The 22,656-nt window shown below is 41.0% G+C and carries 25 protein-coding genes and 1 tRNA gene; 9 read left to right on the top strand and 17 right to left on the bottom strand.

The features are described from left to right. Positions 1–182: 182 nt before the first annotated feature. From C5469_RS10505 to mutY, 4 genes are all read right to left on the bottom strand, one after another. Positions 183–258: transfer RNA gene (locus C5469_RS10505), tRNA-Phe, on the bottom strand. A gap of 167 nt (positions 259–425) precedes the next feature. Beyond that, a complete protein-coding gene (gene mltC, locus C5469_RS10500) occupies positions 426–1,499 on the bottom strand; it encodes a membrane-bound lytic murein transglycosylase MltC (protein WP_166305854.1) in 1,074 nt (357 codons plus the stop codon). A gap of 64 nt (positions 1,500–1,563) precedes the next feature. After that, positions 1,564–1,836 carry an oxidative damage protection protein gene (locus tag C5469_RS10495; RefSeq protein ID WP_166305851.1) on the bottom strand — a complete coding sequence of 91 codons (273 nt, stop codon included), beginning with the start codon at positions 1,834–1,836 and terminating at the stop codon, positions 1,564–1,566. A 31-nt stretch (positions 1,837–1,867) separates the two neighbouring features. Continuing rightward, a complete protein-coding gene (mutY, locus tag C5469_RS10490) occupies positions 1,868–2,908 on the bottom strand; it encodes an A/G-specific adenine glycosylase (protein ID WP_166305848.1) in 1,041 nt (346 codons plus the stop codon). A gap of 241 nt (positions 2,909–3,149) precedes the next feature. Here mutY and trmB point away from each other — a divergent pair, with 241 nt between their 5' ends. The 5 genes from trmB (at position 3,150) to C5469_RS10465 (ending at position 7,020) form a co-directional block, all read left to right on the top strand. Beyond that, positions 3,150–3,869, top strand: coding sequence for a tRNA (guanosine(46)-N7)-methyltransferase TrmB (gene trmB / locus C5469_RS10485; protein ID WP_166305845.1), 720 nt, complete (start codon positions 3,150–3,152; stop codon positions 3,867–3,869). Beyond that, positions 3,869–4,195 (top strand): YggL family protein, encoded by a 327-nt coding sequence (locus C5469_RS10480; RefSeq protein ID WP_166305842.1) that lies wholly within the window; start codon positions 3,869–3,871, stop codon positions 4,193–4,195. Before trmB ends, C5469_RS10480 begins: the two co-directional genes overlap by 1 nt. Positions 4,196–4,276: 81 nt before the next feature. Then, complete coding sequence (glsB, locus tag C5469_RS10475) at positions 4,277–5,203, top strand: glutaminase B (protein WP_339414072.1); 927 nt, start codon at positions 4,277–4,279, stop codon at positions 5,201–5,203. A 28-nt stretch (positions 5,204–5,231) separates the two neighbouring features. After that, on the top strand, positions 5,232–5,954 hold the full coding sequence (locus C5469_RS10470) for a YggN family protein (RefSeq protein WP_166305836.1): 723 nt from the start codon (positions 5,232–5,234) through the stop codon (positions 5,952–5,954). A gap of 115 nt (positions 5,955–6,069) precedes the next feature. After that, entirely contained in the window at positions 6,070–7,020 is a 951-nt protein-coding gene (locus tag C5469_RS10465) for a siderophore ABC transporter substrate-binding protein (protein WP_166305833.1), read from the top strand. A gap of 568 nt (positions 7,021–7,588) precedes the next feature. Here the strand turns inward: C5469_RS10465 and C5469_RS10460 are convergent. From C5469_RS10460 to C5469_RS10435, 6 genes are all read right to left on the bottom strand, one after another. Then, positions 7,589–8,251 (bottom strand): hypothetical protein, encoded by a 663-nt coding sequence (locus C5469_RS10460; protein WP_166305830.1) that lies wholly within the window; start codon positions 8,249–8,251, stop codon positions 7,589–7,591. Positions 8,252–9,051: 800 nt separating this feature from the next. After that, positions 9,052–10,182 carry a radical SAM family heme chaperone HemW gene (hemW, locus tag C5469_RS10455; RefSeq protein WP_166306090.1) on the bottom strand — a complete coding sequence of 377 codons (1,131 nt, stop codon included), beginning with the start codon at positions 10,180–10,182 and terminating at the stop codon, positions 9,052–9,054. Further along, positions 10,175–10,768, bottom strand: a complete 594-nt coding sequence (locus tag C5469_RS10450; protein WP_166306087.1) for an XTP/dITP diphosphatase — start codon at positions 10,766–10,768, stop codon at positions 10,175–10,177. Before C5469_RS10450 ends, hemW begins: the two co-directional genes overlap by 8 nt. A gap of 27 nt (positions 10,769–10,795) precedes the next feature. Next, positions 10,796–11,344: a YggT family protein gene (locus C5469_RS10445; RefSeq protein WP_166305827.1), complete on the bottom strand. Its 549-nt coding sequence runs from the start codon at positions 11,342–11,344 to the stop codon at positions 10,796–10,798. A gap of 18 nt (positions 11,345–11,362) precedes the next feature. Then, complete coding sequence (gene proC, locus C5469_RS10440; protein ID WP_166305824.1) at positions 11,363–12,184, bottom strand: pyrroline-5-carboxylate reductase; 822 nt, start codon at positions 12,182–12,184, stop codon at positions 11,363–11,365. Between the two features lie 25 nt (positions 12,185–12,209). After that, entirely contained in the window at positions 12,210–12,905 is a 696-nt protein-coding gene (locus tag C5469_RS10435) for a YggS family pyridoxal phosphate-dependent enzyme (RefSeq protein WP_166305821.1), read from the bottom strand. A 21-nt stretch (positions 12,906–12,926) separates the two neighbouring features. Here C5469_RS10435 and C5469_RS10430 point away from each other — a divergent pair, with 21 nt between their 5' ends. Continuing rightward, on the top strand, positions 12,927–13,973 hold the full coding sequence (locus C5469_RS10430; RefSeq protein WP_166305818.1) for a type IV pilus twitching motility protein PilT: 1,047 nt from the start codon (positions 12,927–12,929) through the stop codon (positions 13,971–13,973). On the opposite strand, the gene ruvX is transcribed toward C5469_RS10430, so the two are convergent. The 4 genes from ruvX to rsmE form a co-directional block, all read right to left on the bottom strand. After that, a complete protein-coding gene (ruvX, locus tag C5469_RS10425; protein WP_166305815.1) occupies positions 13,970–14,389 on the bottom strand; it encodes a Holliday junction resolvase RuvX in 420 nt (139 codons plus the stop codon). The two genes, C5469_RS10430 and ruvX, sit on opposite strands and share 4 nt — an antisense overlap. Beyond that, positions 14,390–14,953, bottom strand: coding sequence for a YqgE/AlgH family protein (locus C5469_RS10420; protein WP_015835397.1), 564 nt, complete (start codon positions 14,951–14,953; stop codon positions 14,390–14,392). It abuts the gene before it with no gap. A gap of 108 nt (positions 14,954–15,061) precedes the next feature. Beyond that, on the bottom strand, positions 15,062–16,012 hold the full coding sequence (gene gshB, locus C5469_RS10415) for a glutathione synthase (RefSeq protein WP_166305812.1): 951 nt from the start codon (positions 16,010–16,012) through the stop codon (positions 15,062–15,064). Positions 16,013–16,021: 9 nt separating this feature from the next. Continuing rightward, positions 16,022–16,753 (bottom strand): 16S rRNA (uracil(1498)-N(3))-methyltransferase, encoded by a 732-nt coding sequence (rsmE, locus tag C5469_RS10410; protein ID WP_166305809.1) that lies wholly within the window; start codon positions 16,751–16,753, stop codon positions 16,022–16,024. A 293-nt stretch (positions 16,754–17,046) separates the two neighbouring features. On the opposite strand from rsmE, the gene C5469_RS10405 reads away from it, so the two are divergent. Continuing rightward, positions 17,047–17,721: a prepilin peptidase gene (locus tag C5469_RS10405; protein ID WP_339414070.1), complete on the top strand. Its 675-nt coding sequence runs from the start codon at positions 17,047–17,049 to the stop codon at positions 17,719–17,721. Between the two features lie 34 nt (positions 17,722–17,755). Here the strand turns inward: C5469_RS10405 and C5469_RS10400 are convergent, their stop codons facing one another. Beyond that, entirely contained in the window at positions 17,756–18,397 is a 642-nt protein-coding gene (locus C5469_RS10400) for a DsbA family protein (RefSeq protein WP_166305806.1), read from the bottom strand. A gap of 31 nt (positions 18,398–18,428) precedes the next feature. Then, positions 18,429–19,313 carry an MBL fold metallo-hydrolase gene (locus C5469_RS10395; RefSeq protein ID WP_166305803.1) on the bottom strand — a complete coding sequence of 295 codons (885 nt, stop codon included), beginning with the start codon at positions 19,311–19,313 and terminating at the stop codon, positions 18,429–18,431. A 105-nt stretch (positions 19,314–19,418) separates the two neighbouring features. Between C5469_RS10395 and C5469_RS10390 the strand changes: the two genes are divergently transcribed. Continuing rightward, a complete protein-coding gene (locus tag C5469_RS10390) occupies positions 19,419–20,333 on the top strand; it encodes a LysR family transcriptional regulator (protein WP_166305800.1) in 915 nt (304 codons plus the stop codon). Here C5469_RS10390 and C5469_RS10385 read toward each other — a convergent pair. Then, positions 20,316–21,251, bottom strand: a complete 936-nt coding sequence (locus C5469_RS10385) for a LysR family transcriptional regulator (protein ID WP_166305797.1) — start codon at positions 21,249–21,251, stop codon at positions 20,316–20,318. The two genes, C5469_RS10390 and C5469_RS10385, sit on opposite strands and share 18 nt — an antisense overlap. Before the next feature lie 125 nt (positions 21,252–21,376). Between C5469_RS10385 and lysA the strand changes: the two genes are divergently transcribed. Continuing rightward, positions 21,377–22,648, top strand: a complete 1,272-nt coding sequence (gene lysA / locus C5469_RS10380; protein ID WP_166305794.1) for a diaminopimelate decarboxylase — start codon at positions 21,377–21,379, stop codon at positions 22,646–22,648. The last annotated feature ends 8 nt before the right edge of the window (positions 22,649–22,656 follow it).

The following is a 22,656-nucleotide window of genomic DNA, read 5'->3' as shown; positions in this document are numbered from 1 at the left end:
ACTTGTAAATATTGCGCTCGAACGAAAAAAAGACATCTGATTTCTCAGATATCCTGAATCTGGAACCCCTTTGATTAAAATCGAAATATTGCATGATTGAATAATACCACGCGATGCATTTTTAGGTTCCGGTATCGAACGCTCGTTGAGCTTCTTCATCTCTCAACCAACGCGTTTTGAATTGGTGCCCGGAGGCGGAATCGAACCACCGACACGAGGATTTTCAATCCTCTGCTCTACCGACTGAGCTATCCGGGCAACGGGGCGCATTAAACCGTATTTGGTAGAACTCGTCAATAGATTTCTTCTGAAATAGTAATTTATGCCCTAAAATTAGTCTGTTGGCTAAAAATATAAGCAAAAAATAACGGAGAGTAAAAAAACTGCTCTCCGTTATTTTTTCACTGTCTTAACATTTTAATATTCTAATGATGGTAACTTTTCTGGGCCGTATTTACTTTTATCAGATAGCGGCGTGATTCTGCCGATGGATGTTTGGTCGTTAAAGTTTCATAAACATCACCCGGTGCCATGCTATTAATGATTTGAGCTGCTTTTTTCTTATCGTTGGAGAATACTCGTAATACACTGCCGGCACCGCCATTGTAAGCTGTTATTACCGCGTAACGGCGAGATGTTGCGTTAATGATGCCATTCAGATAGCTGTTTTGTAATATCGATAAATATGCAGTACCAGCATCAATATTATTTTCTGGGTCAAACAGATAACTGCGGCTTGGTTGTCCTGATTTGCCTTTCATTTTAAAGACATCACGGCCAGCGGTATATTGCATAACCTGCATTAGCCCAAGTGCATCAGAACGGCTGACAGCATACGGGTTAAAACTGGATTCTATTTGCATAATTGCCAGAATCAGGGATTCATCCACACCATATTTGATGGAAGCTTGACGAACCAGCGGTAGATATTTATGTGCACGTTTATCCAGATGGTTCGGCACCAATTGCATAGTGACAGACCAGATTATATGTAAACCAGACTGGCGTTTCTGTAATTTATTGGTAATCAGGTAATCTGCAAAATGTGTTGCCCGCCATTCCCAACGAATTGGCTGACCGTTATTGTCCATAACCTGCCCGTAAAGGAATGGTTCTTTGCTGATCTGAATATCGTTAGTATCAGAATAGAGATCAACTGAACCTGGATCATCACCCATTAATAAGGTAGAGATAATGGCTTGGCGCAAATGTGTTGTTGGTTCAGTCGGAGAAATTGTTTCAATGGTGATCGTCCCAGTCTCAAAATTGATATGGCTGCGGGTCTGGTATTGATCGGTATATTTAACGTAATCTTTTGGGCCTGCAATTAATACTTCGTGCAATCCCCAAATGTTCTCAATGTTGTGAGCGAATTGGCCCATCAAAATATCAAAGCTATTGGTATCTTTTATATATTTTTCGTTGTATTCGATATTTTTAGTGTTGGTACAGGAAACGAGAAGTGGGGCAATAACAAACAGAGCTAACAATTTTTTCATCTTACATTGCCATCTGGTGTTGAATACAACATCAGAGCCAGCGGCTCTGATGAAAGCTAATATATTATTTTTCCGGTGGGGTATATCCATCAATTTGAATATCATGACCTTCGAACAGAAATTTAGCCATTTCCTGTTCAAGTAATTTACGATCTTCCGGGTTCATGGTGTTAAGCTTTTTCTCATTGATTAGCATGGTTTGTTTGTTCATCCACTGTCCCCATGCTTCTTTGGAAATTTCATTGAAAATGCGTTTGCCTAACTCTCCCGGATAAAGCTGAAAATCCAGCCCCTCGGCTTCGCGTTGTAAGAAAGTACAAAAAACAGTTCTGCTCATAATAAATCCTCAAATATAGTGGGTATGGGGTTCAGCTCAGTTGTTGCAACAGATATTCAACTGGAGCTGCCAACCCAACAGTCGCGGGTTGCTGTAAGTTATACCAAAGTCCTTTATTTTCATCCATGCAGGCAGCAAAAGATAAAATATTTATTTTTATCGGTACGATATCCAGATGAAAATGGCTGAATGTATGGCGGAATGCGGTGAGTTGCTCATGTTTGCTGTGAGAAATACCTGATTGTTCCAGCCAGTCATTCAGTGAATCTATACTTTCGAATTGAGGAAATGCAAATAAACCACCCCAGATCCCGGTTGGTGGGCGCTGTTCCAGCCAGACAGAGTCATTATTTTGCATCAGTAGGAAATAAGCTGTTTTCTCAGGAATGCTCTGTTTAGGTTTTTTACCCGGGTATTTTGTCCAGCTATGGTTCGCATAAGCGATACATCCTTGATTCAACGGGCAGATTTCGCATTTTGGTTTACTGCGAGTACAAACCATTGCCCCTAAATCCATCATTGCCTGATTAAAATATTCCACTTCTTTTGCTGGTGTTACATTGGTGCTGGTTTGCCAAAGGCTGTTTTCAACCTCTTTTTTACCCGGCCAGCCTTCCACCGCGTAACAGCGAGCCAGTACTCGTTTAACATTGCCATCAAGAATAGGGAAATGTTTACCCTGAGAAAGCGAAAGGATTGCACCGGCTGTTGAACGACCGACGCCAGGCAAGGCAACGACATCATCAAATGTTGTCGGGAATTTGCCATGATGCCGTTCCACGATTTGTTGTGCTGCTTTATGTAAGTTGCGGGCACGAGCGTAGTAACCAAGGCCAGTCCATAAATGAAGGACTTCATCAAGCGGTGCGGCGGCAAGTGAAGCGACATCCGGAAAACGTGAAATGAAACGCTGAAAATAGGGAATGACTGTTGCAACTTGAGTTTGTTGTAACATCACTTCTGAAAGCCAGACGTGATAAGACGTCTTTTCCAGTTGCCAGGGCAGGGTTTTACGACCGTAAAGGTAGTACCAATCCAGTACCACTTTGGAGAATTGCTTTGCTTCCATCATTGGGATAATTATCTTTAGGGAAAATCAGTGTTTCGTGAACAGGATTGCAACATAGTGTTACCTCGCTGTAAACCGGAATTTTGTTTTCGCGGCACTGCGCAATCTGGGATTAAAATTGTACTTGTCACTATTGGACTTGCTAAAATCGCCCATCTTTGGATAATGCGCTCTCTTTAGGTGGTTTGCCGGTAAAGCAGCCATAAGCGCCTGAATAAATGCCTTTAAAACTGACAGAAATATCATGATAAATAACGTAATTTCGCCGGAATTTGATGAAAATGGCAGGCCATTGCGCCGTGTTAGGAGTTTTGTTCGTCGTCAAGGCCGGTTAACTAATCGTCAGCAACAAGCACTTGATGATCTCTGGCCAAAAATGGGTGTTGAATATCAGGCGGAAAAGCTGGATATGGAGGCACTTTTTGAGCGTGAAGCCCCCATTGTACTGGAAATTGGTTTTGGCATGGGAGCATCACTTGTCACTATGGCAAGCCAGAATCCCGAAAAAAACTTTCTTGGGATTGAAGTTCATGTACCTGGTGTCGGTGCTTGCTTGGCTTCTGCTGAAGGTGAAAATATCAGTAACTTGCGGGTGATGTGTCATGACGCTATTGAAGTGCTGGAGAATATGATCCCGGAGAACAGTTTGGAAATGGTACAGCTTTTCTTTCCAGATCCGTGGCATAAAGCGCGTCATAATAAACGCAGGATTGTCCAGCCGCCATTTGCTAACTTGATAAAAAGCAAGTTGAAAGTGGGTGGTGTATTCCATATGGCGACTGATTGGCAGCCATATGCTGAACATATGTTGGAAGTGATGAATGGCGTGGATAATTACCTTAATTTGTCTGAGAATGGTGATTATGTGCCGCGTCCATCTTCACGCCCGGTAACAAAATTTGAATTGCGCGGTCAGCGGTTGGGGCATGGCGTGTGGGATATCATGTTTAAGAGGGTTAAGTAATGGCTAAAAACCGCAGTCGTCGTTTGCGTAAAAAGATGCACATTGATGAATTCAAAGAAATGGGCTTTTCTGTTAAGTGGAGCTTTCCGTCTAATACACCTATAGATGTGATTGACAGCACTGTGGATGCATTTATTGATGAGCTGATTGAATCTAATGGTTTAGCACTGGATGCCAGTGGTTACCTGCATTGGGAAGGTTTAATCTGCCTGCAAAAAATTGGTATGTGTACAGAAGAACACCGCCAATTGGTTGAGAAATGGCTGAAGGATCGCGGTATGGAAGATGTCATGACCTCTGAATTGTTTGATGTTTGGTGGGATTGAGTAACATATCGCTGTAAAATAGCCTGAGTGAATAACAACAGGGGCACCTTATAATAGGTGCCCCTGTCAGGAGTAAAATCAGTGAGTACAACGTTCTCTAACACGTTATTGTCGGATATTTTGCGACAAGTTCGCCCCCTGATTGGCCAAGGGAAAGTGGCAAATTATATTCCTGCACTGGCGGAGGTTCGCGCTGATAACCTGGCAATAGCTATCTGCACCATTGATGGGCAGATATTTCATGCCGGAGATGCTGAAAAGCGTTTTTCGATTCAGTCTATTTCTAAGATATTGAGCCTGACCTTAGCGATGACACGTTATCAGGAGCAGGAAATCTGGCAGCGGGTCGGACAGGAGCCTTCTGGTCAGCCATTTAATTCATTAGTTCAGTTAGAACTGGAAAAAGGCAAACCTCGTAACCCTTTTATTAACGCGGGTGCGTTAATTGTGTGTGACATGTTGCAGTCGCGGTTGAGTGCACCTAAGCAACGCATGCTGGAGGTTGTACGTAAACTTGCTGGTTGCTCTGATATCTGTTACGACAACAAAGTTGCCCGTTCTGAAATGGAACATTCTCACCGAAATGCGGCGATTGCCTATCTGATGAAATCCTTTGGTAATTTCGATAACGATGTGCTTGCTGTACTGCAAACTTATTTCCATTATTGTGCTTTGAAAATGAACTGTATTGAACTTGCCAGGTGTTTCATTTATTTGGCGAATCAGGGGAGTACGATAGGTTCTGAACAACAGATTTTAAGTCCACGTCAGGCTAGGCAGATTAATGCGCTGATGATGACCTGTGGTATGTATGATGGTTCAGGTGAATTTGCATTCAGAATTGGTATGCCGGGAAAATCGGGCGTTGGCGGTGGGATCGTGTGTGTCGTGCCGGGAGAATTGACGGTTGCTGTTTGGTCACCGGAATTGGATCGATCGGGGAACTCTTTAGCGGGTTGTGCTGCCTTAGAACTGTTAGCCGATCGTGTCGGGCGATCTGTTTTTTAACTCTCAGGTGGTTTTCTTAGGAGAAAATATGTTACGCAAAACTATCATTGCTGTATCTTTGCTATTTGTTGCTCAAGCCCAGGCACGTTATGAATGCCAGGTAAACCCACAGAATGACATTATTATCACGCCTAAATCAGTTCAGGTTGTGGGAGCAAGTGGCAATCTCCAGATTTCACCTGATGGCTCGATTATCCGTGACGGTAAGAACCTGAACTTAAATACTGAGCAGCGTCAGAAAGCACGACGTTATCAGCAGGTTTTACGGCAGGATTTACCCTGGATAAAACAAGAGACAAGCAACCATTTGATAACTGCCCGTAAATCCTTGGACAAAGTTGTGGTTGATACTATGGGTAAGGATAGTAATGTGCGTAACCGATTGTCTGAACTCGAATCAGGGCTGAATAAGCAGATAGACCAGATTATTGAAATCCGTTCGGATGGTATGGCATTCCATCATCAGGCAATTAAGCAAGTTGAAAAAGATAGTCGTAGCTTAATTGAACAAAGCCTTGGTGGGGTTTTGCAGGACAGCATTAATGAGATTGGTAATAAACAGTTTAGTCTGAATGGTGATAATAATCAGGCGCTACAATCTTTGCTGGGTAGTTTAGGTGGATTGCAGAATAATTTGAAAGCTGAATGGAAAGTACAAGAAGAAGATTTCCAGCGTTTTGGTAAAAAGGTTTGCGGTAAAGTGAGTACTCTTGAACAACAGCGAATTGAATTACTTAACTCTATTAAATAATCATCAATAATGACAAATAAGAATCAATTTCAAATTGATTCTTATTTGTATTGACATATTTTTCTTGCTACCTAGAATACAAATTCTTATTAATATTTTTCTTGGGGCGCGATATATGAAAAAGATAATTCCTGTTGTTCTGGCTTCATTATTTGTTGTTGCAAGCCATTCCGCAGTGAGTCAGACGTCTGCTGTATTCACTCCAAATGCTGTTATAGCTCAGGCTGATGATAAGGTTACAGTTAAACATCTCTCTGGTGAAACTGAGGTTAAAAGGAATCCTCAGAAAGTCGTTTTATTTGATTTCGGTACTTATGATTCACTGGTTAAATTAGGTCTATCAGATCGGGTTGTTGCATTACCTACTGGTAATACACCTGAATATATCCGTAATAGTCTGCCTAAAGGAGTAGAAAGTGCGGGTGGAATAAAAGAGCCAAATCTGGAAAAATTAGCTCAGCTTAAACCGGATCTGATTGTTATCACTGGTCGTCAAGGGCCTTTCTACGAAAGGCTGTCCAAAATAGCACCAACAATTAATCTGGGAACCGATAGCAAAAACTACTTGGCTTCAGTTGAAGGTAACCTAAAGTTATTAGGTGAATTGTTTGGCAAACAGAGTGAAGCGAAAGAGCAGATTACTGAGTTGGAAAAAGTAATTGCTAAAGCTCAGGACAAAGCTAAGTCTTCTGATGAGAAAGTTTTAGTATTATTGCATAACGCAGATAAGTTAATACTGAATAACCAGAGTGTCGTGTTTGACGTGGTTAAGGCACAAAAAGCGGAATTACCTATTCCTGCTTCTGAGGATAAAACTCAACGCGTTGTAGTGACTTCTGACATGATCGCTAAGGCTAATCCGGATGTGATTTTAATTATTGACCGCAGTGAAGCAATTGGTGCGGGTAAGCTGGATAAAGTAAAGTTTGAAGATGATAAAATAAAATCCACTTCAGCGTATAAAAGTGGCAAAATTACTTATCTGAAATCTGATCTGTGGTACTTGTCTGGTGGCGGTTTGGAAAGCCTAATGGCACAAATCAATGCTGTTGAGGATGCCCTTTAATCAGGCCACTTTGATCATGTTGAATTTGTAGCAGTGATTAAAATTCTACAATATAGTGGTTCTGATCTGACAGTTATCGGTTATTATACTGGTAACTGTCAGGATTAATGCCAGTTGATATAATTTACTGTCAGGTATTATCAGGCTCTCTTTCTTTTAAGTATTTCATTTGGCTTTGGTTTATTTCAGTATTTGCTAAATAAAGGATTGAGTTAGTTTAAATAATAAGTCTGTTATGGGTGGTTTTTCATATATAACCAAATTGAGTATTCAAATAAAGCAAGTGTATTATTATGAGGCTTTATTTATCTTCTTATTTTCAGCAATGAAAATTAAAGCGAAGGTTTTTGTGAAATTCTGGGTTATTCCACTTGGTGAAATATAAAATAATAACCAGAGGGAATGTTATAATTTCATATTCAATAGATGGCCAGTAATCATTATTAATTTTATATATTTAGTATTTAACCTATTTACATTTGTGATATAAAAATGATATTTATATTGAAAGGAACTTATAATAAATAATAAGTTCCTTGATAATGAAATGAGATTACAGATAAATATTTTATGAGTAAGTATTAACTGCGTTTACAGAGTCAAGTACCAATCTGGCTATAGCAGGACCAGCTAGTGCTATTTCTGCAATAAATGCAGCTCCACCTGTAGCAAACCATATAGTTAATTGTGCTATTGCAGTTATTCCAGTAATAACCCAGTCGTACCAGTGCATTGACTCCTTTAAGCAATTAGTTATTCCAGAAATACCTATCTTATTTTCAACTGCAGAAATTAATGACCAGGTATGCTTTGATTTATCAGTAATAGAATTCGAATTCTTAAGGTCATGAACTATAGTAAATAACTCATGTATAGCATCATGACCTAATTTTTTCAATAATATCTGTGTGGCTGATTCTCTTTCGGATTCATGTATACCCATGAATTTAAATGCAAGTTTAAAAGCACCTGCGACAACAGTACCAATTGCAAGAGTGCATGGAGATACTCCTGCGTACTCTATTAATTTTAATCTTCCATCAGTGTCAGTTGGAGCTGAATTATTAAAATGCAATCTCTTGTAAGCATCATTTACAACCATGTCAAAACTAATATTTTCCTTTTGATGATCGGAAAGTTGATCATAAAAATCTTGATAATACGGAGTTAGTTCTGTGGCTAGGTCTTCTTTGGACAAGGTATATAACATTTCTTTATTTTCAATATTCATTTTTTACCCCAAGCAAAGTGAAATTAAAAATGATTTTTTAAAATGTTCGTGCTTATAAATAGAAATGTAACTAAGCACAAATTAAATATAGTCGTATTTGAGATAATTTAAATGATATTATTGTGTCGTAATTCACATATATTAAAAATTTATGGTTTTAATCTTGCGGTAAATATATTTTTTAATTTTATTTTATTGGAATTAATACGTTTGTTGATGATCATTATTAACTATTGTCCACGTGGATAAATATAGTTGCAGGAAGGATTAAAAGATGTTTATGTTATTGCTTTGGAATGATTGTTTTTCAATTTCTTTTCTATATATTAGCCTTTTATTGTTGATAATTGAATTATTATTTTAATATTAATGATTTAATTGAATTGTAAATTATATATTGTTTAATTTGTGGTTACAGTAATGACTAATTTCCTATATTAAATGCATCAGTTTTGACTAAGTATTAAAGCCATTTGTGGTTATTTGTTTGCTTAACTGTTGGGAACGGGGATTTTTAGGGCATTACCCTATTATCTTTATTCATTGAGATATTGAGCATTTTAATCTTAGGAGCGTTATCAATTCGCCAAAAGGGTACTTCTCTGATATCAGGAAGGCGAGGAATTTCAGTAGGACAATTAGCCTCGCTGAAGTAGTAATCTGATACTGAGCAATCAGTCTTACTGTCTGGGAATCCCCACTGAAGCCCAGTAGGGATAAATGTATTATGAATAGATTTGAAACCCTTTCATGCACCAGATGATCTTTGTGAATCTGAATTCTTCGGGGATAATTTTGTGTTAAAGGAATAGCTCCAATAATGAATTCAGGAATAATTTACCTTTCTGCGTAATTTGCCAATGTGTTGCTGTTTCAGCAAGATAGTCTGCGGCTAAGGCTTGATCTATTGGGGTGCGGATTGAAACTTCAGATAATCCAGTGAAATCACTGAAATCTTGTTTTGGCATTGCTTCTAGTAAACGGAATCGGTTCATAAAAAATTCAAATGGCCGATCTTCATTTTCTACCTGATTTTGTTTATCCAGATAGCGCCCCTGCATATATCCACGAGGATGTTTGGTTTTTACTGTACGCAGAGTACGACCATCTTCAAATGTGATTTTTCCATGAGCACCGCAGCCAATACCAAGGTAATCCCCAAAGCGCCAGTAGTTGAGATTATGCTGGCATTGGTAACCTGGTTTGGCATAAGCAGAAGTTTCGTATTGCTGATAACCCGCTGCTGTCAGCAATTGGTGACCTTGTGAAAAAATATCCCACAACGCATCATCATCAGGCAGAACCGGAGGGCGGGAACCAAAGCTGGTATTTGGCTCAATAGTCAACTGATACCATGAAAGATGCGGTGGTGATAATGCGATTGCCTGACGTAAATCATCCAGTGCCTCATCAAGGCTTTGGTTTGGCAAACCATGCATCAAATCCAGATTAAAACTGCGTAGCCCCAGACTAGCGGCTAAACGTGCTGCTCGTTTGGCTTCATCTGGCCCGTGAATACGGCCAAGGCGTACCAGTTTATCTGGACTGAAACTTTGAACGCCAATGGATATTCGGTTAATACCTGCTTGCTGATAACCGCTGAAACGGTCGGCTTCCACCGTACCCGGATTGGCCTCCATAGTAATTTCAGCTTGTGTCGATACCGGTAGGAGAGTACGAACACCATCCAGTAATTGTTGCATCCCTTGTGAACTGAGTAGGCTGGGGGTTCCACCACCAATAAAGATAGTGGTAACTTCCCGTCCTTTGACCATTGGCAGATCTGCTTTCAGATCTGCCAATAAATGGTCAACATATTCTTGATGCGGAACATCACCTTTCAGTGCATGAGAGTTGAAATCACAGTAAGGACACTTTTGTACACACCACGGAATATGGATATAAAGACTTAGTGGTGGAAGTTTAAGCATCACGCAGTGTATCCAACATCATTTTCAGTGCTTGCCCACGGTGTGAAACGGTATTTTTTTGTTCACCAGTTAACTCAGCCGCAGTACAGCCTAGTTCCGGTACGTAGAAGATGGGATCATAACCAAAACCGCCATTACCAACAGGCTTGTGGGCAATGACACCCGGCCAACGGCCATGAAATACCAGCGGTGTTGGGTCTTCTGCGTGGCGGATATAAACCAGCACACAGTTAAACTGAGCCTGACGTTTATCATCAGGAACATCTTTCAACGTATCTAACAGTTTTTCCAGATTCTGCTGATCAGTGGCATTTTCACCTGCATAGCGGGCTGAATAGATGCCTGGAGTACCACCAAGAATATCTACGGATAAGCCGGAATCATCAGCAATAGCTGGCAGGCCGGTAACTTGTGCGGCGTGGCGAGCTTTAAGAATGGCATTTTCAATAAATGTTAGCCCAGTTTCTTCGGCAGAATCTACGTTTAGCTCAGTTTGAGCGACAATATCCAGACCAAAATCAGCCAGTAATTGCGCCAGTTCACGAACTTTTCCGGGATTGCCGGTTGCCAGAACAACTTTTTGCATCATTTTGAACCTAATTTAAATTCTTATTTACTGTATTAGCCATGAGATAACATCAGCACGGAGGTAGTTCAGTGCGTAGAGAATCAAAATGACGATCATCGCGGAGAAATCGAGGCCGCCCATTGCCGGGATAATACGGCGAATAGGAGCCATTAGTGGTTCTGTCAGTTGCATGAGAACATAGTCAATCGGATTGCGTCCCTGGCTTATCCAGCTTAGTAAAGCACGTACCAGTACTAACCAAAATACCAGTTTACCGGCTGCTGTCAGCAATTCTATTAACCCGATTGGGATGAAAAGTGTGAGGAAGGTAACCGTACCGGTATTGGACCAAAGTTGCATGATTAATTTAAACAATACCAGAACGTAAGCGACAACTATGGAAGCAGTATCGAGCGAGCCAATAGCCGGTATAACCCGGCGTAATGGCCGAACGATCGGTTGAGTTATTTTCACAATAAATTGGGCAAATGGGTTATAAAAATCACAACGCGCCCATTGCATCCATACACGAAGTAATAAAACAGCGATGTATAAATCCAAAACTGTGAATAGAATAAAGGTTAAAAATTGCATTTAGCAGCCCTGATAAGATTAAAATTGTTTTTCCATTTCCTGTGCCCGGCGAATAGCTGCCTGCATGGCATTGGATACGATTTCCGGCAATTTGCCTTCATAAAAAATACGTAATGCTTCCGCAGTAGTGCCGCCTTTAGATGTTACCTGTTCGCGCAGGGTTGCAAAAGGGAGATTTGCCTTTGATGCGGCCAGTGCCGCAGAACCTGCCGCCGTTTGCAAAACGATTTCACGGGCTGTTTCACTGTCAAAACCTAAACGCTCTGCCTCCTGTTGCATTGACTCCATAAACAGGAAGAAATAAGCGGGGGCACTGCCTGCTACGGCAATAATATCGTTAATACTGTTTTCATCCTTTACCCAGCAGGTTTTACCGACACTGTTCATCAGTATTTCAGTAAAATCTCGGTCAGATTGGCGAACTTGTTCAGGTGCGAATAATCCACTCAATCCCTGACCAACCAATGCGGGGGTGTTTGGCATAATACGGACAATATTGAGTTTGTCTTGTAATAAAACATTAAAACGTGCAACAGGAATGCCTGATGCGATAGACAGAACCAGCTTGTTACTGAAATCCACGTGATCTTTTAGAGGTTGGCAAACATCTGCCATCACTTGTGGTTTTACCGCCAGAACAATAACATCAGCTTCCTGTGCGTAGCGAATATTATCACTGCTGCTGTTGACGCCATATTCTTTTGCCAGTACATCACGGCGAGTATTACTTGGTGCACAGACATTAATCAGCTCAGCGGGATAACCTCCTTTTACTAATCCAGCAATGATGGCGTGAGCCATATTTCCTGCACCAATAAAGGTGATTTTACGTTTTTCCATTGAGTACCTCGTCGCATTGAAATGGTTAGTTGTGATACTGACGTGAGCCGAAAATTGCCGTCCCGATTCGTACTAATGTGGAACCACAGTTGATAGCAGCAGCCATATCATCAGTCATCCCCATTGAAAGGGTATCTATTTGAGGATATTTAGTTTTCAGATTAAGGAAAGCTTGTTCCATTTGCCTGAAAACCACTAATTGTCTCTCATAGTTAGATTCTGGTGCGGGTATTGCCATTAAACCGCGTAGCTTCACATTGGGAAGTTTATTCACTTCGGCTGCCAGCATTGGTAATTCATTAAGTTGAATACCTGATTTGCTCTGCTCATCACTGATATTTATTTGAATAAGAATATTCAGCGGTTTCATTCCTTCTGGGCGTTGTTCGTTCAGCCGTTGTGCTATTTTTAGGCGGTCAATGGTATGGCACCAGTCAAAGTTTTCTGCTACCAATCGGCTTTTATTAGACTGTAATGGGCCGATAAAGTGCCATACCAGATCATCATGATTTGCAAAATGAGCAATTTTTTCTACCCCTTCTTGCACGTAATTTTCACCAAACTGGCGCTGACCGGCAATTATTGTTTTTTCGATATCTTCCACAGGCTTGGTTTTACTGACTGCAAGCAGGGTAATTTCTTCTGGAGCGCGTTTGCATTTCTGTGCGGCAATGGCTATGTGGGTCCTGACATCTTGTAAATTTTGTTCAATATTGTTCATAGTGACTCAGGAGATTAAAAAATGAATATGGATAAGTTAGTGGCCCTTAGTGTAAAGCATAATGCTTCAGATCTGCATCTTTGTGTTGGGCAAGTTCCTGTATTACGTATAGATGGTGTGCTTTATCCGCAAACTCAACTGCCATCTGTAAATAATGCATTGCTGGAAGAGTGGTGCTGGCAGTTTTTATCAGAAAATCAGCGACAACAGCTATTAACTGGTGGACATGTAGATTTTGCGCTGGAGACAGAAAATGGCCAACGATTGAGAGGAAACTTTTTTCGCCAGCAATCTGGGTTGTCAGTAGTTTTACGTTTAATTACATCTCAGTGCCCAACTTTGGAACAATTAAAAGTGCCTGACATTATCGGTGAAATGATTTTGCGAGAAGAAAGTGGATTGATCCTGGTAACAGGTGCTACAGGTAGTGGGAAATCTACAACATTAACTGCCATTGTGGATATGCTGAATAGTTACTGCTGTCAGCACATTATTACATTGGAAGATCCTGTGGAATTTGTCCACCGTAGTCGCAATTGCCTGATACAACAACGACAAATTGGTTTGGATTCGTCCAGCTATCAGGAAGCATTGAAAGGGGCTCTCCGACAAGATCCTGATGTACTGTTGTTGGGTGAGTTACGGGATAAAGAGACAATTCGCTTGGCGTTAACTGCGGCAGAAACGGGGCATTTAGTATTTTCAACTTTACATACCAGAGGGGCTATACAGACAATTGACCGGCTGGTGGATATTTTTTCAGCTGAAGAAAAAGGATGGGTACGTAGCCAATTGGCAGGGAGTTTGAAGGCCGTGATAGCACAGCAATTAGTCTCTGCGCGGGGAGGAGGGCGAATTGCCGTGTATGAGATATTGGTGGTTAATCAAGCGGTCAGTCATCTGATACGGGAAGGAAAAAATCATCAGATATTAACGCTTATGCAGACAGGTGCTGCCAGTGGGATGCAAACCTATGAGCAAGGCTGGCAGCAGCGTAAATTACAGGGATTACTAGCAGAGCAGCAAGAAATGAGGGTTAAAGAAAATGCTATCAATGACTTTTGTTAGTAATGTTGCGCAAACCAACTTTCTAGAATAATGACAGCCGAAGCAGCATCTACTTTACCTTTATCTAAGGCTTTGTAACCACCACGGTCAAATAGATGAGCTCGGGCTTCAACAGTGGTCAGGCGTTCATCCTGGAGTTCAACTTGTACACCAAACCGGCCATGCAGCCGGTTTGCAAATTTACGAGCCTGTATTGTTACAAATTGCTCAGTACCATCCATATTGAGAGGAAGGCCAACGATAACCAGATCGGGTTGCCATTCTTTAAGTAATTTTTCGATTTGCTGCCAGTTGGGGATACCATCAGTGGCTTTAAACGAGGTTAATGCTCTGGCAGTACCCGTAATTTCCTGTCCAATAGCTGCGCCGATACTGCGGGTGCCAAAATCGAAAGCCATTATTGTACGGTTACTCATCTATGCATGTCCTGCTTGTAAGGCAATGTTATAGATATTGATGCCGAGTAAAGATGCAGCTTCACGCCAGCGGTCCGCGATGGGTGAGTTGAAAATAATATGTGGATCAGCATTTGCTGTTAGCCAACTATTCTCCATTATCTCTTTTTCGAGTTGACCCTTTTCCCAACTTGCATACCCCAGCGTGACCAATACCTGTTTGGGTTGACGAGGGGTACCCAAGGTTTCAAGTACATCTTTGGATGTGGTGATCATCGTGTCATCGGAGATTTTGATACTTGAGCTAAAACCTGGTTTTGGTGTGTGCAATATAAAACCATGATCTTCAGCAAGAGGGCCACCTGTCATGACTGGTTTATTTAGATTGATACTTTCATCCTGATCTTCTGGCGATATTTTCAGTTTTTGTAGAACTTTCCGAACAGAAATTTGTTCAATAGGCTTATTTATCACCAATCCCATGGCCCCGTTTTCATTGTGTTCACAAATGTAAACAACTGAGCGTTTGAAGTAGGGATCAGATAATGAGGGCATGGCGATAAGAAAATGGTGCTGTAGATTCATTTTATTTCTAGTAATTAACCTGGATATGTAAGAGTTATTTAGCCCATAGTATGTGGGCTAAAAGCATAAATGACAAATCCTGACAGGCAAATTAACAAAAAGAGTTTTTTATTTCGCTAATCGTTTTTCAATAGCATTCATTAACATGCCTGTTATTGAAATGTCAGGGAAAGCGGCTTCTATCTCACATGCACAGGTTGGACTGGTGACATTAATTTCGGTTAGTTTGTCACCAATGATATCCAGTCCAACAAAAATTAACCCTTTTTCTTGTAAAGTGGGAGCAACAGCTTTGGCTATAGCCCAGTCACTTTCTGAAAGTGGGCGTGCCTCACCACGACCACCCGCAGCAAGGTTACCACGAGTTTCACCTTGCGCAGGAATGCGTGCCAGACAATAAGGAACAGGTTCGCCATCGACAATTAATACCCGTTTATCGCCCTCTTTTATGGCAGGCAAGAAATTTTGTGCCATGCAAAAGCGGCTGCCATGTTCTGTCAGAGTTTCAATAATAACACCGACGTTTGGATCATCTTTTTTCAGACGGAATATGGATGCACCGCCCATGCCATCCAGAGGTTTAAAGATGACATCACCATGTTTCTGATGGAATTCACGCAGGCGAATAGCGTTGCGGGTAACCAGTGTATCTGGCGTTAAATCAGGGAACCAGGCTGTGAATAGTTTTTCGTTACAATCGCGCAGACTCTGGGGTTTATTGACGATAAGGGTACCTTTCCCCTCAGCACGTTCTAGAATATATGTGGTGTAAATGTATTCAGTATCGAATGGAGGATCTTTACGCATCAGGATAACATCGAGTGTTTCTAATGCCAGATCTTGTTCTTTATTAAGTTGATACCATTGTTGTGGATTGTTTTCTACCTGCAATAGGCGGGTTCGTGCGCGAGCTTCCCCTTGGTGTAAATAGAGATCGCTCATCTCCATATAATGGAGTTCCCAGCCGCGACGTTGTGCTTCCAATAGCATAGCAAAACTTGTGTCTTTCTTGATGTTGATGGATGAAATTGGGTCCATCACTATTCCTAGTTTGATCATTATTTCTCCTTAACCCAAATCGCCGAAACGCACTTGTAATGCAGTAATTGCGGTGAGCGCTGTGGTTTCTGTTCTCAGGACTCGTGGTCCTAACAGGATATCAGTAAATTGGTAGTTAGCCGTCATAGCAATTTCATCTATTGATAAACCACCTTCTGGGCCAATCAATAAACGTACTTTTTCCACAGGCAAAGGCAGGGTATTGATACTTTGGCTGGCTCGTGGATGTAAATTCAATTTTAAGCTGCCGTCATTTTCTGCGCACCATTGTTCAAGTTGCATCACTGGGCGAATTTCAGGTATACGGTTACGGCAGCATTGCTCACAGGCGGCAATCGCAATTTTCTGCCATTGTTGAAGTTTCTTAGCTAGTCGGTCTCCATCCAGTTTTACACCACAGCGCTCAGATATTAACGGTGTGATGGTGTTTACCCCTAACTCTACAGATTTTTGGATGGTGAATTCCATTTTCTCACCGCGGGATATGACTTGCCCTAGATGTAGATTCAGTGGTGATTCATTATCGGCAAGTGTGCTATTACTGATATGTACTTTGACCGATTTTTTACTGGCTTCTGTAATTTCAGCATTGAAGATTTGATTGCTGCCATCAAATAGTTGTAACTGTTGACCATGACTCATTCTGAGTACCCGCCCGACATGGTTGGCTGCCTCATCACTTAGAGAAATTTCAGAATCAGATGAGAGTAATTCCGGGTGATAAATGCGGGGTATACGCATGTTTTTCTTTCCTTCCAGCGGGTATATATACATATGGCGATAAATAATGGTGACTATAATAAGGGAGGCTTAATCCAACTATCAAGTTATCTCTGACACAGATTTTTATCTCTGGATAGATATTGCGAGTCTGCTCGCATATTTATATCTTATTTGACTGTTTTATATTTATTTTATTGTTTTAAAGTGGCGATGTTTATTATTATCTTTTTATGCTAAAAACATAATGAATATTTTTTTGTTATTTAATTAAAATATTCATTAATGTAATAAAATTAGAGGTGTTCTATTAAGTGGATTTTAACATTAATGTCTTTATTCTGGCCGTTTTTATTGGAATAGTGGCAGGAATAACTTTGAATAAAATGGTGTCACTATTCCCTAAAATTATTTATGGGTATGAAAAAATAGCTTTTTGTTATTTTCAGGTTGAATTAGTGACGCTGTTTATAACGGCTTTTTTTATGGTTTATTTTACATTGAATTTCCATTTATATGTTGTTTTAATATTTGTTTGGGTGCTAATTATACTTTCTTTTATTGATATAAAAATTAAGTTATTGCCAGATATAATAAATTATCCACTTTTATGGTTGGGATTATTATTGAATTTGAATCAAACTTTTGTGCCTATTGAACAAGCTGTGACAGGTGCGATTGCGGGTTATTTGATTTTATGGTCACTCTATTGGTTATTCAGAATAATTTGTGGTAAAGAAGGATTAGGATATGGGGATTTTAAGTTAATGGCGGCGGTCAGTGCCTGGTTGGGGATTGGTACAATTCCTTTATTAATGCTCTTATCCTCACTGTTTGGTGTTATTGGGTACTTGTGGATATGGAAAATGCGGCGAAGTTATCAAGCGCCTATCGCTTTTGGCCCATATATAGCTATTTCTGCGATCATAATGATCTATTTGAATTTATTGGGAATGGATGGGGTATCGTGGATGGCGCCCGATAGCTGAAAATGTATGGGCGCCAGTAGTTAAAATTGTGGTATCAAAACTGATAGTGAATCAATGCATCTTGCCAACGTTTGGGTTGTCCCAGGTATTTATCAAGAGAAATAATAGATAGCTCGTTTCTGTTATTTTCTAAAATAAACGTTGGGAAGCCTGAGCCGCCAACTTTTGCCAATAGTTCACGGCTTTTCCTAATGTGTTGGAGAATTTCTGATTCATTATTCAGTGTCAGTTCTTGCTGGAACAGTTCTGAATTAAGCTGTAATTCATTTGCTAAATTCAATAATGTTTCAGTTTCGCTGATTTTTAATCCACGAACATAATGCGCTTTTTGTACTGCCAGTAACATTTCGACACCTTTACCAGCCAGCTTTTCTGCTGCCAGAATGGCTGATATTGGTGGTAATGAATCCATAATCAGTGATTTATCGTTTAGCAGTGTGACATATTGCTCACTGAAAACTTGCCCGGTAAGGCTTGCAATCCGTTTATCCTGACTAAGGACATAATCACGCCATGCGTTGTCTATTTGGCGTCTGTTATCACCTGTCAGCATTCCGCCGCCATGCAATTCAATTTTCACATTTGCGACCTCTTTTGCTGCTTGTATCAGAGAGGAAACGCCATAACACCAGCCACATAGTGGATCATAGATATAATGCAGAGTTATTCCGGGCATACTACTTATTCCTGAAAAAGAGTTAATTGATTTATTGAGGCCACTTCATTTCGCCTTTCAACACCTTAGCACTTAATTCGAGACTGGATTTGTCTCCAAGTTTTGGATAGCACTTTTCCATTGCTGCTATCAGCGCTTTTGAATCTTTTGCTTTTGCTAGCTCTTTTTCAAAAGTAGTCAGGTATCTTTGCGTAAACTTGACTGATTCCAATGTCATTGGTGTGTTACCAATGAAATGTCCCGGAACTACAATTGTTGGTTTCAGTGCTTGTATACGATCTAATGTTTGCATCCAGTTTTTACGCGACTCTTTAGTCTGTGTATCTGCCATCCAGACATGAATGTTGCTTGAAACGGTGACGCCACCGACTACCGCTTTCAGTTTTGGAATCCAAACGAAAGTACGGTCAGCCGCAGGGCCATCAAGACCTTCGACGATTAACTTCTCACCGTCAACTGTAAAAGTGTTACCTTCCAACGGTTGCGGCACGATAACTTTTTTTGGGGCCTGTCCTTTCAGAACACCTCCCCAATAAGCCAGTTTGCCATCTTTGGTCTTTTTGATTTCTTCAATGGTTTCTGGTGATGCAATGACTTTTGCGTTAGGGAACGCTTTGGTCAGTGTATCAAGGCCAAAATAGAAATCAGGATCAGACTGACTGATATAGATAGTTGTCAGTTTTTTGCCGGTATACTTAATTCTTCTGGCCAGTGCTTCAGCGTCATTTTTTTGGAACTGAGCATCGATCAGTACAACTTCTCTATCACCGATGATGAGCTCAGAAGAGACGGGAAATACGCTTCTTTCACCTGGATTGAAAACATCCAGTTTTAGGTTAGTGGCTTGTGCCAGAGAAATGGTACCCAAGGAAAGGATACCAGCCAGCGCGATGTTTAATTTTGTTTTGCGAGTCATAATTGAATTCCTGATGTTGTGTGAACGAGGTTCATAATAAGTTGCGTTTTTCGATGGAAAAACAGCATAATTGACAATTATTTGTTGCATAAATCGAGCTAATTGATGGATAGAGTCACTGCTGCGCAGGTGTTCACTATAATTGTAGAACAAGGTAGCATGATTGCTGCATCGGAACGGTTAGATATGTCGCGGGCAATGGTATCTCGCTATCTGGCTGAAATGGAGAAATGGACGGGAGTACGTCTGTTACATCGCACAACGCGAAAGATCAGCCTGACGTCAGCAGGAGAGGTTATCTATCAGCGTAGCCGTAAGTTGTTGCAATTGGCAGAAGAGATACCAGTTCATCAGCCAGTGGAAGCTCAGGAACTTGGCGGTCTTTTGCGGATAAGCAGTTCTCAGTCTCTGGCAATGAGTGCATTGTCGGTCGCTATCCCTGAGTTTATGCAAATTTATCCTCAGATAGCCATTGATATGCAGATGAGTAATAAGGCAATAAATTTGGTTGAAGAACGGATAGATTTGGCATTACGGATCACTAATAATTTAGAACCGAATTTGATCGCCAGACCGCTATCGACTTGTCATTCTGTTGTTTGTGCTGCTCCTTCCTATCTGACGGGTAAAATGATTCCTCAAAAGCCTGCTGATTTGGCCTTGCATAACTGTATGACTTATAATTTCTTTGGCAAAAGCCTTTGGTTATTTGAACGCCTGGGGGAGAAATATTCTGTTCCCGTCAGTGGTACTTTAAGTGCTAATGAATCCATTGTATTAATGGAAGCAACATTGCAAGGCGCTGGAATTGCTATGCAACCCTATTATTCCGTTGCTTCTCATTTGGCATCCGGAAAATTGATTCAGTTGTTGCCGGAATATCAACCTCAGGCTATGGGGATTTATGGCATTTATGCCAGCCGTCAAAATATGCCAGTAACGCTTAGGGCATTACTGGATTTTTTAGTGAAATGGTTTGCTTCTTCTCCATACTGGCAAAAACTAATGTTGAAAAGCTGACTCCAATTTCTGAGGAAATAGTACGATCCGAGCTTTCAGGTATTCAATAAAGGCATCAACTGGAGCAGAAGAAGGGCGATGAATGGGTTTTATCAGACTGACAGTAAAAGGAATGTTAATACTAAATGGGCGGGCGCATATTTCAGATTGGCCGTGGCAGCCCATATAATCGAGTACAGTCAGCGGATTAACAATAGAAACACCGATACCTTCCCGCACCATGGCACATACTGACGCAGCACTGTGAGTTTCCATAATCATTTTGCGGTTAATATGATGCTCTGCAAATATCCCATCAATGAGCTGGCGGTAGCTGTCTGTTATCGATAGGCTGATAAAATTTTGTTCTCTGAAATCTTCGGGTGTTAGTAATGATTTATAACTGAGTGGATGAGTTGCGGGCAGTACGCAAATCTCATTCATCGTTATTAGGGTTTCTCTTTGAGTACCTGGTGGTGTCTGCAAATGTTCAGTCAAACCGAGGTCATAGCGTTGAGCTGACAACCATTCTTCTAGCAGAGGGGATTCTTGTGGAATGATTGTCAAATTAGTATCAGGATATTGGCGAACGAAATTGTGACAAACTTTCGGTAACAATGATTGTGAGAATACCGGCAAGCAAGCAATAGAAAGCTGGGCATGTTGAAATTTGCGGATACTCTCAGCTGCATTCATTATTCTTTCAAGCCCATAATAAGAGCGCTGAACTTCTTCAAAAAGGCGTAATCCTTGTGCTGTCGGATGCAGGCGGCCTTTTACCCGATCAAACAGTTTGAATTTTATCAAATGCTCGAATCGCGCTAATTCACGACTGACCGTCGGCTGTGATGTTTGTAATAAAACAGCGGCTTCCGTCAGGTTTTTTGTCGTCATTACTGCATGGAAGATTTCAATATGGCGCCATGAACAAGAGGACATAGATGATCCCTTCAGATGATAACCCGATATCACAGATGAATAGACTATAGCGAAACAGATATTTTTATTCCTGTTTTTTTACTGCCAATAATAGGTTATCTACTGATTTTGTGAGAGAAACCCTGATGAATACTTTTGACTGTAATAATTGTTCTGCTCTGATACCAGAGAATCTGAGTTGTTTGCCAGAGACTTATGGTACTCCGTTATGGATTTATGATAGTGAAACAATTATTCAGAGAATCAAAATATTACATCAGTTTGATGTGGTTCGATTCGCCCAGAAAGCTTGCTCTAATACTCATATTTTACGCCTTATGCGTGAGTATGGTGTGAAGGTTGATGCAGTTTCGCTGGGTGAAATTGAACGTGCTTTGCGGGCTGGGTTTTGTTCTGGTCAAGAAACGGCAGACATCGTTTTTACTGCTGATTTAATAGATGTGCCAACACTTAAGCGGATAATTGAATTAGATATTCCGGTTAATGCGGGTTCTATCGATATGTTGGAGCAGATTGGTCAATATAGAAAAGGGCATCCGGTATGGTTGCGGATTAACCCGGGATTTGGTCATGGTCATAGTCAGAAAACCAATACGGGTGGTGAAAACAGCAAACATGGTATTTGGTATCAGGATCTGCCACAGGCAATTGAGAAAATACGTCGCTATGAATTGAAGTTGCTTGGTTTACATATGCATATTGGCTCTGGTGTTGATTATCAGCACCTTGCCAGTGTGTGCGATGCAATGGTTGAGCAGGTTATTCTCTGTGGTGAAGATATTCAGGCAATTTCAGCCGGTGGGGGGTTATCTACCCCTTATCAGTTGGGAGATGAACAAATCGATATCGCTCATTATTTTGGGTTGTGGGATGATGCCCGCAAAAGAATTGAGCAACACTTGGGTCATAACGTTAAGCTAGAAATTGAACCGGGACGTTTTCTGGTTGCGGAATCTGGCGTTCTGATGACAGAAGTCCGGGCGGTTAAGCAGATGGGTAGCCGTAATTATGTTCTGGTGGATGCGGGGTTCAATGACTTGATGCGCCCAGTAATGTATGGCAGTTATCATAATATCTCGGTTCTGCCTTCTGGTGGAGGCAAGATTGATCAGCTTCCATTACAGGAAACGTTAGTTGCGGGTCCGTTGTGTGAATCAGGTGATGTTTTTACGCAGGTTGAGGGTGGGGGAGTTGCGTCAAGAATGTTGCAGCCTGCTCAGGTTGGCGATTATTTGGTTTTCCATGATACTGGTGCTTATGGTGCGTCGATGTCTTCTAATTACAATAGCCGCCCGCTTATCCCCGAAGTGTTGTTCATTAATGGCAAACCTCAATTGATTCGCCGTCGTCAAACGATTGAAGAGTTATTAGCATTGGAAGAGGTATCCTTGTCATAAAATACGGG

This window comes from Photorhabdus cinerea, assembly GCF_011189575.1.
In the GTDB taxonomy this organism is placed as follows: Bacteria; Pseudomonadota; Gammaproteobacteria; order Enterobacterales; family Enterobacteriaceae; genus Photorhabdus; species Photorhabdus cinerea.
The sequence above is the reverse complement of the archived record's forward strand: the minus strand, read 5'-3'. Positions and strand labels throughout refer to the sequence as shown.